The following is a 15,994-nucleotide window of genomic DNA, read 5'->3' on the forward strand; positions in this document are numbered from 1 at the left end:
GTTGGGAGAATCGTCCGACTCCTCCCCTGTAACGAGAGACATGTAACAAGAGACACCGAACAAGAGACACCGAGAGGCGAACCCGTGGCGTCTGGTCGACCCGGTGGACACGGTCGGCACCGCGCGGAACCGGTCTTCGAGCCTCCGCGCCGGCGGACCGGGCGCCGCGGCGTGCTCGCGGCGGCCATCGTCGTCGTCCTGGTCGCCGGGGTGCTCTTTCTGGCCGGCCGGGGCGGCGCGGGCTCGTGCTCGTCCCGCGATCCGGTGCTCGTCGGCGTGGACGCGGCGGTGGACATCGCCCCGGTCGTCATGGAGGCCGCCGGGCGCTTCAACGCGACCAGGGCCGGCGTGGACGGGCGCTGCGTGCTCGTGCAGGTCACCGAGCAGTCCCCGGCGCCGGTCCTGCGCACCTTGATCGGCGACCGCGCCGGGGTGCTCGCCCAGCGGCCCGACGCCTGGATCGCCGACTCCTCCGCGTGGGTACGGCTCGCGCGCAAGCAGGGCGCGCCCAGCCTCGCGCCCAGCGAGACCGTGGTGGCCACCTCGCCGCTGGTGTTCGCGACCAGGGGCTCCCTGGCCCAGCGGTTCGCCACCGGGAACACCGAGATGAGCTGGGAGATGGTCTTCCCTGCCACGGCGCGAGGACGGCTCCAGCCCACCGCGGACGAGCCGGACATCGTCCGCATCCCGGACCCCTCGGTGGCGGGCGCCGGCATCGCCACGGTGGCCGCCGCCAGGGACATCGCGGGCGAGGGCGGCAAGGGCGACAAGGAGCTCACCGCCTTCGTCCGCATGGCGCAGGCGGGCTCGGCCCCGGACTACCGCTCGATGCTCGCCGCCGTGGACGACCGCTCGTTCTGGCAGCGGCCGGTCGTCGTCGTCCCCGAGCAGTCGGTGTGGCTGCACAACCGGACGCCCTCCTCCGACCCCGTGGTGGCGCTCACCCCCAAAGAGGGCACGATCATCCTCGACTACCCGTACGTGGTCACCTCCGAGGACCCCGCGGACGCGGCCGGCGCGCGGCTCTTCGGGAACTGGCTGACCTCCGCGGAGGTGAGGGCGGCGGTGCGCCGCGACGGGTTCCGGCTCCCCGACGGCCCCGACGGCATGGACGCGCCGCCGGACGCGGGACCGGGGATCCCGTCCGGCCGGCCGAGGCCGCGCCCGTCCATCACGCCCCTGGTGATCGACGAGGCCCTGGACGCGTGGAGCCGCCTCGCACCGCCGAGCAACATCCTGGTGCTGGCCGACGCCGCCGGGCACATGGCCGAGCCCATCTCCGGCGACAAGGGCGACACCCCGCTGTCGGTGGCGCTGGAGGCCACCCACCTCGGGCTCCAGCTCTTCCCCGGCTCCACCCGGATGGGCCTGTGGGAGTTCGCGGACGGGCTGGGCGGCGGCAAGGGGTACCGCTCGCTTGTGCGGCTCGGGCCGATCACCCAGCCGGACGGCGAGGGCGACCAGTTCACCAGGCAGAGCCGCCTGGACGGCTTCACCCGGACGCTGCGAGCGTACAAGGGCCGGGACAGCTCGCTCTACGACGCGATCCTGGCCGGGTTCCGCGAGGTGACCGGCAAGTACGACCCCGCGATGAACAACTCTCTCCTGATCATCACGGCCGGCAGGGACGACGGCATAGGGCTCTCCCGGCAGGCCCTGGTGGACAGGCTCCGCAAGGACTGGGACCCCGACCACCCCGTGCAGATCATCGTGCTGGCCTTCGGCAAGAACGTCGACCGCACCGCCCTGGGCGAGATCACCTCGATCACCAACGGGTCCCTGCACGTGGCCACCGGGCCCGGCGAGATCATCGACGTGTTCCTGAGCGCCCTGGCCCGCCGCCTGTGCCACCCCACCTGCGTCAAGCCCGGCTGAGGCCGAAGGTCGCGCGTCAGCCGCGCAGGTAGGTGACCACCGCCAGGACACGGCGGTGGTCGTCCTCCGCGGGCGGCAGGTCGAGCTTGGCCAGGATGTTCCCGATGTGCTTGCCGACGGCGGCCTCGGACACCACCAGCGCCCGGGCGATCGCGGTGTTCGACCGGCCCTCCGCCATGAGGGCGAGCACCTCGCGCTCTCTCGGGCTGAGGCGCTCCAGCGGGTCGCGGCGCCGGCGCAGCAGCTGCCTCACCACCTCGGGGTCCACGACCGTCCCGCCCTCGACGACGGTGTGGAGCGCGTCGACGAACTCCTCGACGTCGCCGATGCGGTCCTTGAGCAGGTAGCCGACTCCGGTGCCGTCTCCGGAGTCGAGGAGCTCGGAGGCGTAGGTCTGCTCGACGTACTGGCTCAGGACCAGGACGGCGAGCCCCGGGTCGGCCGCGCGCAGCGTGACGGCGGCCCGCAGGCCCTCCTCGGAGAACCCAGGCGGCATCCGGACATCCGTCACGACGATGTCGGGGGCGTGCTCGGCGACGGCGGCGAGCAGGGCGCCGGCGTCGCCGACGGACGCGACCACCTGGTGGCCGAACCGCGCCAGCAGCCCGGACAGCCCCTCGCGCAGCAGCACGCCGTCCTCGGCGATGACTATCTTGAGTGGGCGATGGGCGCGCAAGGGATCTCCACACGTAACAGGGTCGGGCCGCCGGGAGGGCTCGAGAGCATCAGTCTGCCGTCCACCACGGAGACGCGGTCGGCCAGGCCGGCCAGCCCCGTGCCCGCCGAGGCGTCGGCGCCGCCCACGCCGTCGTCCCTGATCTCCACGACGAGCCGGTCGTCGCGGAAGCGGCCCTCGACCGTGGCGCGTGTCGCCCGGCTGTGCCTGGCGACGTTGGCCAGCGCCTCGCAGACCACGAAGTAGGCGACGGACTCGATGGCCGAGGGCAGCCGCTCGGAGCACTCCACGGAGACCTCGACGGGCACGGGGGACCGGTCGGCGACGTCGGCCACCGCCGCCGGCAGGCCCCGGTCGGTCAGGATGCGGGGGTGGATGCCCCTGATCAGGTCGCGGATCTCGGCCAGGGCGAGCTTCGCCTGCTCGTGGGCCTCGCCGACCAGCTCAGCAGTCTCCTCGGCGCGCGTGACCCTGGCCAGGCCGAGCGTCATGGTCAGCGCCACCAGCCGTTGCTGGGCACCGTCGTGCAGGTCGCGCTCGATGCGCCGCCGCTCGGCCTCGAACGCCTCCAGCAGCCGGGTGCGAGATCGGGTCAGCTCGGCCAGCCGCTCGCCCGACTCGTCGTCACGCGGGGCGAGCAGGAGCCTCGCCAGCATGGCGTGGGCCATCGCGAGCGCGGTCAGCGGGTACGCCGCGACGGCCAGCGCGACCACCCCCAGCGCCGCCACCAGGAGCGCTTCGGGAAGGGTGTCGACCCGCCAGGCCTTGAGAACGTTGATCTGGTCGCCCTCGACGAGGGCGAGCGGAGTGCTGATCATCACGACCGGCACCACCAGGCCGTACAGGATGATGGCGAGCTCGACGGGCCACAGCACGGTGACCAGCAGGCCGGTGTAGGCGAGCTCTCGCCACGTGGCCTGCTCCTTGAAGCGCAGCTCCACCCACGCGCGAAGCCCCGGCCGGTCGGGCTCGCGATGCGGGGAGACGACCGGATCGTGGTCGACCAGGCGAAGGCGCGCGCGCTCCAGCGCGGCGACGGGAACGCCGCCGAGCCCCATCGCCAGCACGATCGGAATGCCGACCAGCACCAGCGTCATCACCGCACCGGTGAGCAGGAAGGCCAGGAACAGCACCAGCACCACCGCGCCGACGCACACACCCGAGATCAGGTAGAGCATCGCGCGCCATGGCCATGACGACAGGAGCAGATCTCGCCGGGTGAGGGCCCGCCAGGCCTGTCGTGGACGCACCCCTCGACCTTATGGGCAGCTCAGAGCGCTTCCCCAGGGGTTCTGGACTACTTGCGAGGTAGGGCCAGACCTACCTCGAAGACTAGGTTCTCTGTCCCTGCGCCCGGGAAGGCGCCGCCGGTCTGATTGCCTCCATGGACGAGACAGTGCGGCTGTGGCCGGGAAGAGACGCCGAAGGGGCCACCGGCCTGCGGGCGTTCATGGCGGTGGCGCTCCGCAGGCAGGGCGTCGTGGGGGCCGTGGCGCCGAGCTCTCCGGTGCTGGCGAGGGCGCTCACGGCGGTGGTCCCCTCGTCGGGCTCCTCCGTCGTGGTGGAGCTCGGGGCGGGCACCGGACCGATCAGCGAGGCCATCCGCGCCAGGCTGGCGCCGGGCTCCCGCCAGCTCGCCATCGACATCGAGCCGTCGATGGTCGCCCACCTGCGCCGCGCCAAGCCGTGGCTGGAGGTGGTGCACGGCGACGCGGCCGACCTCGGCGCGCTCCTGGCGGCGGCCGGGGTGCGGAAGGTCGACGCGGTGGTGAGCACGCTGCCGTGGTCCCTGTTCCCGGACGCGCGCCAGTCGGCGATGCTCCACGAGATCGGCCGGGTGCTCGACCCCGCAGGGGCGTTCACCACGGTGACCTACCTGCACGCCCTCCCGCTGGCGAGGGCGAGGGCCTTCCGGCGGCGGCTCAGGGGCGTCTTCGAGGAGGTCCTGACGACCGGGCCGGTCTGGCGGAACATCCCCCCGGGGATGACCTACGTGTGCCGCAGGCCCCGCGACCCGTCCGTGCAGGCGGGCGAGCATGTCTGAGCTGCTCGGGCAGCTCTCCCCGCCACTGCTGCTCGCCGTCGGCTGGCTGCTCATCGTCGCCGAGGCGGGCCTGCTGATCGGGGTCGTGCTCCCTGGGACGAGCGTGCTCGTGGCCCTCGGCTACTTCTCCCACCTCGGGGTGCTGCCCCTCGGCGTGACGATCGCGGTGGCCGCCTCCGCGGCGGTCACCGGCACCCAGCTCTCGTACCTGTGGGGACGGCGGCGCAGGGGCTCCCCGTCCGCGCACGTCCTCGCGGACCGCCTCGCCCCCGGCCTCTGGGAGCGCGGACGCCGCCTGGTGGTACGCCGTGGGGTGTGGGCGGTCGTGGGCGCCCAGTGGCTGGGCAGCGCCCGCACGCTGGTGCCGCGCCTCGCGGGCTGGGCGGGCCTGCCGTACCGCTCGTTCGCGAGCGCGAGCGTGCCGGTCGCCTGCGCGTGGGCGGCGACGCTGGTCACCCTCAGCCGCTACCTCGCGCCCGAGGTGATCAGGCAGGTGACCGGCCATCTCGCCCTGGCGGGCCCGGTGGCGATGGCGCTCGTGCTGCTGGCGCTCTACCCGAGATACCGCCGCGCCCGGGGCGGCGACCAGGGCTCAGCGGGTGACGACGAAGTCGGCGGCGTCGCGCGGGGGACGGTCGCGGGGCGGGGCGGCGGGGTGCCCCACGGCCACGGCGCCCATGGGATCCCATGACTCCGGCAGGTCGAGGACCTCGCGCACGACCTCGCGGCAGAACATCGTCGAGGACACCCACGCCGAGCCGAGGCCCTCGACGGCGAGGTGGACCAGGAGGTTCTCCACGCCCGCGCCCATGGCGACGACGAACATCTCGCGCTCGGCCGCGTTGCGGCGGTCGTCGGGATAGGTGTGGGAACCGTCCATGACCAGGCAGGGGACCACCAGGTAGGGCGCCCGCCGCAGGACGTCGCCGCGCCTGACCCTGCGCGTGATCGACTCCTCGGTGAAGCCGGTGGCGCGCAGGTCGCGGATCCAGGCCTCCAGCATGGCGTCCAGCAGCTTCTCGCGCGCCGAGGGCGACTCCAGCAGCACGAAGCGCCACGGGGTCGTGTGGTGGGGGGCGGGCGCGCTGATCGCGGCGTCCACGGCCCGCCTGACCGCGGCCGGGTCCACGGGCTCGGGGGAGAACTCCCTGATCGTCCGGCGGGCGAACAGCACGTCGGCGGAGCCGTACCGGAACATGTCCTCGTCGGCGGGCCGCACGAGCGGCCGGACGCCCGGGCCGTCCTCTGCGGTCACCAGGTGGGACAGCCCCCGGACGACCGCCACGGGCACGCCGTCGAGCTTGCCCTTGACCAGCTCGGCCGCCGCCGCGATCTCGTCGACCAGCGCGGTGACCGTCGCAGAAAGCGGGTTGCCGTAGGTGTCGGACCTGCCGCGGAAGTCGTCCAGCGGCCGGACGCCCGCCGCTCCGATCGCCACGTCGGTCAGGCCGTTGCGCCAGGGACGCCCGAAGGTGTCCGACAGGATGACCCCGGCGTTCGCCTTCAGCCCGGCCCGGATGCGGCGGGCGGAGGCGTCGGGGTCCTCGGGGAGCAGGAGCACGGTGCCGGGCTCGGTGTTCGAGGCGTCCACTCCGGCGGCGGCCATCACGAAGCCGTGCCGGGTCTGGGCGATGACGGTCTCGCCGCGTCGCGCGACGACTCGCCGGGTCTCCTCGGCGATGGCCGCCGTGCGGGTGTCGCCCCGCCGGACGCGTCCCTCGGCCTTGCTGACGATCTTGGAGGTGATGACGAGGATGTCGCCGTCCGCGAGGCCGGGAACGGCCCGCGTGATCAGCTCGGCGAGGTCGTCGCCCGGGCGTACCTCGGGCAGGCCGTGCACCCCCTGGACGGTGACCGTGCTCTCGTGGGCGGCCGTGGTGCCGCTCATCCGGCCAGCTCGATCGCGGCGCGGGCGATGTCGGCGGTGGCGTCGGGGTCGCTCATGAGCAGGGGCCTCGCCACCACGCGAACCCCGTCCAGGGCGACGTCCTTGTCCTCCTCGGCGACCAGCCAGCCGTCGACCAGGCGCGAGCCGTACAGCTCCAGGACCGCCTGGGCGCTGGTCTCCACGCCGATCGCGGTGAGGCACGCGTCGGCCATCCCCCGGACGGGGGCGCCGCCGATGATGGGGGAGACGCCGACCACGGTCTTGGCCTCGACGGCCTCGCGGATGCCGGGGATCTGCAGGATGGTGCCGATGCTGACCACCGGGTTGGAGGGCGGGAGGATCACCACGTCGGCCTCCTCGATCGCCTCGATCACGCCGGGGGCGGGCTTGGCCTCGTCCGCGCCGACCAGCAGGATCTGCTCCGCGGGGACCGACGCGCGCAGCTTCACCCACCACTCCTGGAAGTGGATCGCGCGGCGGCCCTGCTCGTCGCTGATGACCACGTGGGTCTCCGCGCGGTCGTCGGTCATCGGGATCAGCCGGACGCCCGGCCGCCAGCGCGTGCAGAGCGCCTCGGTGATCGCCGACAGGGGATAGCCCGCGTTCAGCATCTGGGTGCGCACTATATGGGTGGCGATGTCCTTGTCACCGAGGCCGAACCACTGCGGCTCCATGCCGTACGCGGCCAGTTCCTCCTTGATCAGGTGCTGTTCGCCGGCCCGGCCCCAGCCCTGCTCCTCGTTGATGCCGCCGCCGAGGGTGTACATGACGGTGTCGAGATCAGGGCAGACCCGGAGTCCGAAAAGGGTGATGTCGTCACCGGTGTTGCCGATGACGGTGATCTCGGCGTCGGGGACGGCGGCCAGGAGTCCGCGGAGAAAACGGGCGCCGCCGATTCCACCGGCTAGGGACACGATGCGCATGCTGTCAAGTGTTCCATTGCCATCTTCTTGCCTGGGCCCGGGCCGGGGCGATCCGCGAAGTGATCTGTGAAACGCCTGCTCACGGGCTCGTGGAAAGGGTTGAATGATTTTCATGCGGGGCTTGTGTGATCAATGAGGTTGTTGGGTCCGGCGTCCTCGAAGTGGGGAGATGTGCGAAACTGCGGATGCCGTATGGACCCATTGGGGGGTAGTTGTGGTGAAAGTCGAGCCCGGACGGCTCCGCGAGCCTGCGGCGTTGATCATGCTTGCGGTGGTTTGCACACAGGTTCTGGTCGCGGTCGTGACGCTGGTCTTGGGAGAAGGGCCGTTCGGCGCCAAGTCGGCCGGCGCGCTCGGCACGCTGACCTCTCCGCTCGCCCTGGCGCTCGCGCTCGGCGCCGTCGTGCTCGTCACCAGGTTCGGCGAGCCGACCCCGCGTGCCCGTCTCGTGAACCTCGTCGCCGTCGCCGCGCTCGCGGCCGCCGCGCTCTTCGGGTTCGTCAGCCTCGTCGGCGTGCTCCTCGGCGGCGGCACGGGCGGCTGGAGCGTCATCGAGTACCTGCTGACCGGCGTGCCCGCCCTCGCCCTCACCGCGGTCTCCCTGGTGTATGCGCTCTCCATCCTGCCGCCCGGCGCGCCCTCGGCCGTCCGGCCCCGGCAGGGCCACGCCGAGCAGCCCGCGCCGCACGGCAACGGCCAGGGGCTGTTCCCCCCGCAGCCTTTCCAGGGCGAGCACCCCGGGTACGGACCCGGCGGGCATCCCGACCAGCCGCCGTACGGGCCCGCCCAGCACGCCCCTGCCCAGAACGCTCCCGCCTCCGCGCTTCCCGCGCTGCCCCCGGCTCCGCACAACCCCCCGCAGCCGTACGGGCCGGGCGACCAGCGGCCCGCGGAGGCCTATGGGCAGCAGCCGGGTGCCGAGCCCTATCCCCAGCCGCAGTTCGCCCAGCAGGGAGAGCAGCCGCAGTTCTCCGGAGAGCACCAGCCGCAGTTCGCGCAGCAGGGTGAGCAGCAGCGATACGGCCAGCAGCAGGGTGACCAGCAGTTCGGACGCCAGGGCGATCCGCAGTTCGGCCAGCAGTTCGGGCAGCAGAGTGAGCCGCAGTTCGGGCAGCAGGGTGAGTCGCAGTTCGGACGGCAGGACGAGTCGCAGGCGCGGCCGTACGCCCCCGCGGGCGAGGCCGGCCCCCTCGGCGACACGGCCTACGCTCCCCAGCACTCCCAGCCGCTCGACGCCTACGCGGCGGCGCTCAGGTCCGAGCCGTACGGGCAGGGCTCCCAGGGCTCCCAGGCCGACTCCGCGTCCTCGCAGCCGTCCGGGTCATACGGGCAGCCCCCCGCGTCCCCGTACGCTCCACAGCCCTCCGCTCCCTACGGAGAACAGAACCAGCAGCCGGGCCAGCAGAGCCAGGCGGGCCAGCAGGGCCAGCAGACCTCCGACCCGTACGCTCCCCAGGCGGCCACGCCGTACGTGCCCTCGGGCGGGGGCGCAGGTGCCTTCGGTATGCACGACGCCTTCACGACCGGCGCCCGCCAGGCCGTGCCTGAGCCGCTCACGGCGCCGACCGCCTTCGACCAGCCTCACGCCTACGGCCGGCCGCCGGCGCAGGACGGCGGCCCGTACGGCCAGGCGAGCCCGCTGGACCAGCCGTCCTCGTCGTACGGTCAGACCGGTCCGCAGACCAACCCGCTGGACAAGGCCCCGGCCTATGGCCAGACGGGCCCCCTGGACCAGCCCCCCTCGTACGGGCAGACCGGTCCACAGGCCGTGGACCAGCCGTCTTACGGTCAGACCGGTCCGCAGACCCTGGACCAGTCGTCTTACGGGCAGAGCGGCCCGCAGGCGAACCCGATGGACCAGACCCAGGTCTACGGTCAGATGGGCACGCAGGCCGGCGAGCAGTACGGCGGCTACTCGGGCGCCGACTTCGGCCGCCAGCCCGAGCCGTCGCCGCTGTACGCAGAAGCGGCCGACGCGCGCCAGCAGCAGATCGCGCAGGCCTACCAGCAGGCGCAGAGCTACCAGCAGTCGCAGGGCGGCGGGTCACCATCCGAAGGCCGTTCCGAGCACAGCGGTACCCCGGGCGGGCAGGAGTACACCACCGGCACGCAGCCGGTCAGGACCCCGGAGTACGCGTCCGGCTACAGCGGCAGCCCGTTCGGCCACCCGCAGTCGGCGGGCGACTCCTCGGGTTACTCGCGCCCCCCGGCGGACGCGCAGCCCTACCGGCCCGCCCAGGAGCAGCCTTACCAGGACCAGCCTTACCAGGACCAGCCGTACCAGCGCCCGCAGGACCAGGGCTACCCCCAGCCGCAGGACCGGCCGTACCCGCAGGCACCCGAGCCGTACCCGCAGGCGCCGGAGCCGTACCCGCAGGAGCAGCCGTACCAGCCGCAGCAGCAGGCCTGGGAGGAGCCGGCCGTGGAGAAGACGGTGCGCTTCGACCCGAAGGCCTTCCAGAACGACCCGCTGAACGCCCCGATGCCCCCGTCCGGGCCGCAGGGGCACAGGGACGAGCCGATCGACCCGACCGCGATCTACGCCCCCGACCGGTCGGCCCAGGCAAGGCCAGAGGAAAGCGGAAGTAGAGAACCGGCAGGTCCAGGTGTAGATCAGGGATCACGCTGGTACGGTTCCGACCGCTGAGGGCATTGAAGATCGGGGATAACAGAACGCCGTCGGATCCCGCCTAGACGGTGTACGCCGAGGACGGCCGCATATTCCGCCAAGGCCCGCATACCGGGGTGAGCTGGTCTTTCCCCGGATACTGCCATGCTGCTTGACGCCACACGCGGCACACGCGTGTAATTACAACTGTGTTGTTACGCCTTTCACAGGGTGGGTATTGAGGAAGGTGTTCAAAAGGGGGGCTCCGTTGCGGGGCGGGCGGGCGATCGGCAGGAGGTGTGCATTGACCGATCTGGTCATGGCACAGGTGCTCGGCGCGGAAGAGCTGGGATGGCAGGAGCGCGCGTTGTGCGCGCAGACGGATCCGGAGGCGTTTTTCCCGGAGAAGGGCGGTTCCACCCGGGAGGCCAAGAAAGTGTGCCGGTCCTGCGAGGTGCGGGCCGAGTGTTTGGAGTACGCACTACAGCATGATGAGAGATTTGGGATCTGGGGAGGGTTGTCCGAGCGTGAGCGCCGCCGGATCAAGCGAGAGGCCGGCTGAGGAAGGGTAGCCGCCGCGAGGCGGACGGTTACGGTTTGAGATTTCACCGTCAACACTGAGCGATCACGGTCACGGCAAACGGCTAGGGTCTAGGGGGGCCATAGCCGGAGGCCGGGCGAGGGGACGTGACCGCCGGCCGGCGATCGGTGGACCTGATTGGAAGACTGGCAGACCCGGCACGCTCGGGGTGCCGTATCGTGATCGGCGCAAGCCACACGAGCCCCCAAGGACACCACCTCCGTGCACCCGCCGCGTCAATCCGTCACAGCGATCGTCGTCGCCCATGATGGGGCCCGCTGGTTGAGGGAGTCGCTGGAGGGCGTCCTCCGGCAGACGCGTCCGCTCGACAGGGTGGTCGGCGTCGACAACGGCAGCCGCGACGGCAGCGGCAAGATCCTCACCGAGGCGCTCGGCGCCAACGGCATCCTGACCCTGCCTCGCTCGACGGGGTTCGGCGAGGCGGTGGCGGCGGTGCTGGAGCGGCTGCCGCGCACCGGTGGCCAAGAGTGGATCTGGCTGATCCACGACGACTGCGCACCCCACCCGAGGGCGCTCGAAGCACTCCTGTGGGCCGCGGCCGAGGACGAGAAGGTCGCGATCCTCGGCCCGAAGCTCCGCAGCTGGCTCGACCGCCGCATCCTGCTCGAAGTCGGCGTCACGGTCGACAGGTCGGGCCGCCGCGACACCGGCCTGGAGCCCAGAGAGTACGACCAGGGCCAGCACGACGGCACCCGCAAGGTGCTGTCGGTGTCCACGGCCGGCATGCTGATCCGCCGCGACGTGTGGGACCAGTTCGGCGGCCTCGACCCCGGCCTGCCCCTCTTCCGCGACGACCTCGACCTGTGCTGGCGGGCCACCGCCGCCGGCTACCACGTGCTGAACGTCACCGACGCGGTCGCCTGGCACGCCGAGGCAGCGACGCGCCGCAGGCGCCGCATGACCGCGAGCACCGACCATCCCCGCAGGCTCGACCGCCGCAACGCCATGTTCGTGATCATGGCGAACCTCCCCTTCCGGTCGCTGGTGTGGTCGCTGGTGCGCAACATCTTCGGCTCGCTGTTCCGCACGCTCCTTCTGCTGCTGGCCAAGCAGCCTGCCAACGCCCTCGACGAGGTGGTCGCGCTCGCGTCCGTGCTGGCCGCTCCGCGCCGCCTCATGAAGGCCAGAAAGGCGCGAAAACAGGGCAGAAAACAGGGCTATGCCCACGTGAAGCGGCTGCTCACGCCCTCGGGCATGGCCTACCGGCGCCTCGCCGACATGGTCCAGAACTACCTGTCCGGGTCGGGGCCGATCGACTCCGCCGGGCGGCACCACGCGGTGATCTCCGAGCCCTCCAAGGAGGACGAGGGCGACGAGCTGCTGACCGACGCCGGTCTCATGCAGCGCGTCTTCGGCAACCCCGGCGTGCTGCTCTGCCTCGCCCTCATCGCCGTCACGCTGGTCGCCGAGCGGTCGCTGCTCTACGGCGGGCTGCTCGGCGGTGGCGCGCTGGTCCCGGTCGTGGGCGGCGCCTCCGACCTGTGGCAGTTCTACACCTCGGCATACCACGCGACCGGGCTCGGCTCCGGCGGCTGGGCGCCGCCGTACGTCGCGGTCCTCGCGGCGCTGTCGACGATCTTCCTCGGCAAGACCTGGCTCGCGGTCTCGGTCCTGCTGCTCGGATGCGTGCCGCTCGCGGGCCTGTCCGCCTACGTCGCGACCCGCTCGATGATCTCCTATCCGCTGGCCCGGGTCTGGCTGGCCGCCTCGTACGCGCTGCTTCCCGTGGCGACCGGAGCCGTCGCGGGCGGGCGGCTCGGCACGGCGGTGGTCTTCGTCCTGCTCCCCGCCTACGCCGCGCTGGCCGCAAGGGTGATCATGGGGGAGCGCCGCAGCGCGCGCCGGGCGGCGTGGGCCCTCGGCCTGCTGCTCGCGGTCGGCACCGCGTTCGCGCCCCTGGTCTACGTGCTGGTCGCGGTGCTCGGCGGCCTCGCCGCCGTGTCGTTCGGCGGGGTGCGGCGCGGGGTGGGCCTCTCGCTCGGCATCGCGATGGCCGTGCCGATCGTGCTGCTGTTCCCGTGGCTGGTCCAGATCGCGGGGGACCCCGGGCGCATCCTTCTTGAGGCGGGGCTGCACCGCCCCGGGCTGGCCGATCCCCGGCTCACCGCCGAGGCGCTGCTGCTGCTCAGCCCGGGCGGCCCCGGCGTGCCGCCCGTGTGGGTGACCGGTGGCCTGGTCGCCGCCGCGCTGGCCGCCCTGCTGTTCCGGCGGCACCAGATGGTGGTCATCGTCGGCTGGGGCGTCACGGTCTTCGGCGTCCTGGTCGCGATCGTGGCCAGCCGCGTCCCCGTGGACGGCACGGCGGCCTGGCCAGGCGTGCCCCTGGCGTTCGCCGCCACGGGCCTGATCGTCGCGGCGGCGCTGACCGGGCACCGCATCATCGAGCTCAACCAGGCCGGCGGCCTGCGCAGGGCCGGCGCGGCGTTGATGGTCCTCGTGGCCTGCGCCACGCCCGTCGCCGCGGCGGCTCTGTGGATCAAGGACGGCACGCGGGGGCCGCTCCAGCGCGGCGTGCCCAGCGTGATCAGCGACTTCGCCGCCGCGAGCTCAACCGAGGGTGAGAGCACGGTCGTGCTCCGCTCCGAGGCCGACGGGCAGCTCACCTTCACCGTGCTGCGCGGCCGCACCCCCCTGATCGGCGAGACCGACCTGCCGGTGTCCGCCGCGATGCGCGAGCGGCTCTCCGACCTGGTCGCGGGCGTCGTGTCCGGGCGCGGCGGCGACGACGCCCTCACGCTCGCCACCTACGGCGTCCGCTTCGTCGCCGTCCCCGCTCCGATCGATCCCAAGGTGCGGCGCTCGCTCGACTCCGATCCCGCGCTGGTCCGGGTGAACCTCTCGGCGACCGCCGGGCTGTGGGCCATGGCCCAGCCCCTGGGCCGGGCCTACCTCCAGGACCAGGCCGGGGCGCACACGCCCGTTCAGTACACCGAGGCGGCGGGCGGCGGCCTGACGGTCGCGGTGCCCGCCGGGCAGGGCACGCGCACTCTGGTGCTCGCCGAGCCCGCCGGGGGGTGGATCGCCACGGCCGGCGGCTCGTCGCTCGCCGGGCGCACCGTCGACGGCTGGGCTCAGGGCTTCGACGTTCCCGCCGCGGGTGGCCGCGTCACGGCCGAGCACGGGGCGTTCTGGCACGATGTCTGGCTCTGGGGCCAGGTCGTGCTCGTGGCACTGGTCCTCGTCCTGGCCTCTCCCGGCGCACGGAGCGCGGAGGCCGCCGAGGAGTACGCCGAGATGCCGGTGGAGCGCGAGACCGAGGGAGTGCTGGTCCGGTGAGGGCGCTGATCGAGAGCCGCTTCGGGTTTTTCGCCCTGGTCCTGATAGTCCTGACCGCCCTGTTCGGCGTGGCGTTCGTGACCCGCCCCGGCGTCGTCGCCGTGCCCCCGGTCACCTTGGACAAGGTGGCCGTGGAGACGGTCTCGACCGTCTGCCCCGACCCCGGCGGCGCGCGGGTCAGCACGATCACCCCGCCCGGCGGCAAGGGCGCGGGCCGCACCACGATCTCGGAGGTCAGGGCCAAGTCCTCGCCGCTCGCGAGCCTCGACCAGCCCGGCCGGCTGTGGCAGCGCGACGTGACCGCCAGGTCGGGGCCGCTGGAGATCGCCGGCGCCGGCGTGATGGCGGCGGGGCTGGAGGCCACCCAGACGACCCGTCAGGCCGACGGCACGGCACGCGGGCTGGCCGGGGTGCGGTGCGCCGAGCCCGGCTCCAGCGCGTGGTTCGTCGGCCCGGGCCCGGCCGCCGCCGACGTCGTGCTCTATCTCACCAACGCGGACGCCGCCCAGGCCGTCCTTGAGGTCATGGTCTACGCCGGCGAGGGTCCCGTGGTCAACGACTCCGGCAACGGCCTCGTGCTCAAGCCTGGAGAGCACCGCGCGGTACGGGTGCGCGACCTCGCGACCTCTCCCCTGATCATGGCGGTGGAGGTGCGGAGCATCAGCGGGCGCGTGGCGGCCTCCGCGAAGGCCGTCCTCGGCAAGGGCAGGGGCACCGACTGGCTCCCCGCCGCCGCCGAGCCCGCGACCAGCGTCGTCGTCCCCGGCATCCCCGGCGGGGGCGGGCTGCGCGAGCTGTACGTCACGGCGCCGGGGGAGGCCGACACCGTCGTCCGCGTCAAGGCGCTGACGGCCGACGGGTTCTACGCCATGAAGAACCGCGAGTCACTTGAGGTCACCGCCGGGTCCACGGCCTCGATCGACGTGTCGACCGGCATCGGCGGGCAGCCGTCGGCCCTCGTGCTCACCGCCGACGTCCCGATCGTGGCCGGGGTGATGGCCACGGGCACCGGCACCAAGCAGGACGTCGCGTTCAGCGCGGGGGCGGTGCCGATCGACATCGGCAGCGTGGTGGCCGACAACCGCACGGGCAAGAAGGTCTCCTCCCGGCTGATCCTCTCGGCGCCCGCCGCCGCGGGGAAGGTCAGCGTCCAGACTTTGCCGCGGGAGGGCGCCGCGCTCCCGGCCGTGGAGGTGCGGATCCCCGCGTCGCGCACGAAGGAGATCAAGCTCGCTCCGCCGGGTGTGCGGGGCGACTTCAGCGTGGTCGTGCTGCCGCTGCCCGGCTCAGGCCCGGTCTACGGCGGGCGGGTGATGGACGAGCACGCCCCTGACGGCCTGCTCCTCACCACGCAGCCCCTGGGCCTGGCGCGCACCTGGGCCATCGTCCCGCGCATCGCGGAATCGCCCACCGTGGTGCTGCCCTGAGGTCAGTGGTGCCGCGAGCTCAGTGGCGGTCGTCGTACCCGGGATCCACGGTCTCGGGCGAGAGGCCCAGCAGGCTGGCGACCTGCTCGACCACCACGTCGTGCACGAGCGCGCCCAGCGTGTCGCGGTCGCGGGCCCTCGCCTCCAGCGGGCGGCGGTAGATCACGACGACCGCCGGGGAGCCGCCCGCGGCGGGCTGCACCCGGCCGAAGGGGATCGGGTCGGACGAGAGCCTGCCCGGCCCGTCGATGAGCTCGTCGGCCGGCGGAACCTCCTCGACGGCGAACTCGACGGCGGAGAGCTGCCCACCCCACTTCGGCTTCAGCCGGTCGACCGCGTCCAGCACGAAATCGTCGAAACGCTCGCTGCGGGAGCGCGCTATGGGCACGTGCGACGGGGCCAGCGGACCGCGCATGCCGCGGCCGTGCCGGTCGCGCCGCCGCGGGCCGTTGGGGCGGGCCTTGCCGCCGGGGGCCGAACTCACACAGCAAGCCTAGATCGTGCCTCTCCGATCCCGCGCCCACTCCCTGACGTCCAGGCGAACGGTCTGTCCGCCAAGCGGTTTCCGGGCCCGGCCATACAGCCCGTAAAGGGACGGCAAGTGTCCGAATTGTGGCGACACGCTCGTTAAGAGCTGCCAGGTGGTGGCAATGTGAACGCGGACCGGATACGGTCC

The 15,994-nt window shown here is 72.9% G+C and carries 12 protein-coding genes; 7 read left to right on the forward strand and 5 right to left on the reverse strand.

What is annotated here, in order from left to right:
- Positions 1-84 precede the first annotated feature (84 nt).
- The gene (locus ACOZ38_RS06855) at positions 85-1,875 is read left to right on the forward strand and encodes a substrate-binding and VWA domain-containing protein (protein WP_424529278.1); all 1,791 of its coding nucleotides are present in this window, start codon (positions 85-87) and stop codon (positions 1,873-1,875) included.
- A gap of 16 nt (positions 1,876-1,891) precedes the next feature.
- Here ACOZ38_RS06855 and ACOZ38_RS06860 read toward each other — a convergent pair whose 3' ends face one another.
- Together ACOZ38_RS06860 and ACOZ38_RS06865 are read right to left on the reverse strand one after the other, a co-directional pair.
- Positions 1,892-2,551, reverse strand: coding sequence for a response regulator (locus ACOZ38_RS06860; RefSeq protein ID WP_405144861.1), 660 nt, complete (start codon positions 2,549-2,551; stop codon positions 1,892-1,894).
- Positions 2,524-3,801 carry a sensor histidine kinase gene (locus ACOZ38_RS06865; protein WP_424529279.1) on the reverse strand — a complete coding sequence of 426 codons (1,278 nt, stop codon included), beginning with the start codon at positions 3,799-3,801 and terminating at the stop codon, positions 2,524-2,526. The genes ACOZ38_RS06860 and ACOZ38_RS06865 overlap by 28 nt, the downstream gene beginning before the upstream one ends.
- A gap of 134 nt (positions 3,802-3,935) precedes the next feature.
- Here ACOZ38_RS06865 and ACOZ38_RS06870 point away from each other — a divergent pair, with 134 nt between their 5' ends.
- Together ACOZ38_RS06870 and ACOZ38_RS06875 are read left to right on the forward strand one after the other, a co-directional pair.
- Positions 3,936-4,595 (forward strand): class I SAM-dependent methyltransferase, encoded by a 660-nt coding sequence (locus tag ACOZ38_RS06870; protein ID WP_424529280.1) that lies wholly within the window; start codon positions 3,936-3,938, stop codon positions 4,593-4,595.
- Positions 4,588-5,286 carry a DedA family protein gene (locus tag ACOZ38_RS06875; RefSeq protein ID WP_424529281.1) on the forward strand — a complete coding sequence of 233 codons (699 nt, stop codon included), beginning with the start codon at positions 4,588-4,590 and terminating at the stop codon, positions 5,284-5,286. The genes ACOZ38_RS06870 and ACOZ38_RS06875 overlap by 8 nt, the downstream gene beginning before the upstream one ends.
- Here ACOZ38_RS06875 and ACOZ38_RS06880 read toward each other — a convergent pair.
- Positions 5,188-6,483, reverse strand: a complete 1,296-nt coding sequence (locus ACOZ38_RS06880) for a coenzyme F420-0:L-glutamate ligase (protein ID WP_424529282.1) — start codon at positions 6,481-6,483, stop codon at positions 5,188-5,190. The two genes, ACOZ38_RS06875 and ACOZ38_RS06880, sit on opposite strands and share 99 nt — an antisense overlap.
- Positions 6,480-7,406, reverse strand: coding sequence for a 2-phospho-L-lactate transferase (gene cofD / locus ACOZ38_RS06885; RefSeq protein ID WP_424529283.1), 927 nt, complete (start codon positions 7,404-7,406; stop codon positions 6,480-6,482). Before cofD ends, ACOZ38_RS06880 begins: the two co-directional genes overlap by 4 nt.
- Before the next feature lie 301 nt (positions 7,407-7,707).
- Between cofD and ACOZ38_RS06890 the strand changes: the two genes are divergently transcribed.
- The 4 genes from ACOZ38_RS06890 (at position 7,708) to ACOZ38_RS06905 (ending at position 15,318) form a co-directional block, all read left to right on the forward strand.
- Positions 7,708-10,053, forward strand: coding sequence for a hypothetical protein (locus ACOZ38_RS06890; RefSeq protein ID WP_424529284.1), 2,346 nt, complete (start codon positions 7,708-7,710; stop codon positions 10,051-10,053).
- A gap of 280 nt (positions 10,054-10,333) precedes the next feature.
- A complete protein-coding gene (locus tag ACOZ38_RS06895) occupies positions 10,334-10,576 on the forward strand; it encodes a WhiB family transcriptional regulator (RefSeq protein ID WP_114031515.1) in 243 nt (80 codons plus the stop codon).
- Between the two features lie 300 nt (positions 10,577-10,876).
- Positions 10,877-13,891, forward strand: coding sequence for a glycosyltransferase family 2 protein (locus tag ACOZ38_RS06900; protein WP_424529285.1), 3,015 nt, complete (start codon positions 10,877-10,879; stop codon positions 13,889-13,891).
- Positions 13,888-15,318 (forward strand): DUF5719 family protein, encoded by a 1,431-nt coding sequence (locus ACOZ38_RS06905; protein WP_424529286.1) that lies wholly within the window; start codon positions 13,888-13,890, stop codon positions 15,316-15,318. Before ACOZ38_RS06900 ends, ACOZ38_RS06905 begins: the two co-directional genes overlap by 4 nt.
- 19 nt (positions 15,319-15,337) lie before the next feature.
- Here ACOZ38_RS06905 and ACOZ38_RS06910 read toward each other — a convergent pair whose 3' ends face one another.
- Positions 15,338-15,802, reverse strand: coding sequence for a metallopeptidase family protein (locus ACOZ38_RS06910; RefSeq protein ID WP_424529287.1), 465 nt, complete (start codon positions 15,800-15,802; stop codon positions 15,338-15,340).
- Between the last annotated feature and the right edge of the window lie 192 nt (positions 15,803-15,994).

The sequence above is a fragment of the Sphaerisporangium viridialbum genome (assembly GCF_049674955.1).
Lineage (GTDB): Bacteria > Actinomycetota > Actinomycetes > Streptosporangiales > Streptosporangiaceae > Sphaerisporangium > Sphaerisporangium viridialbum.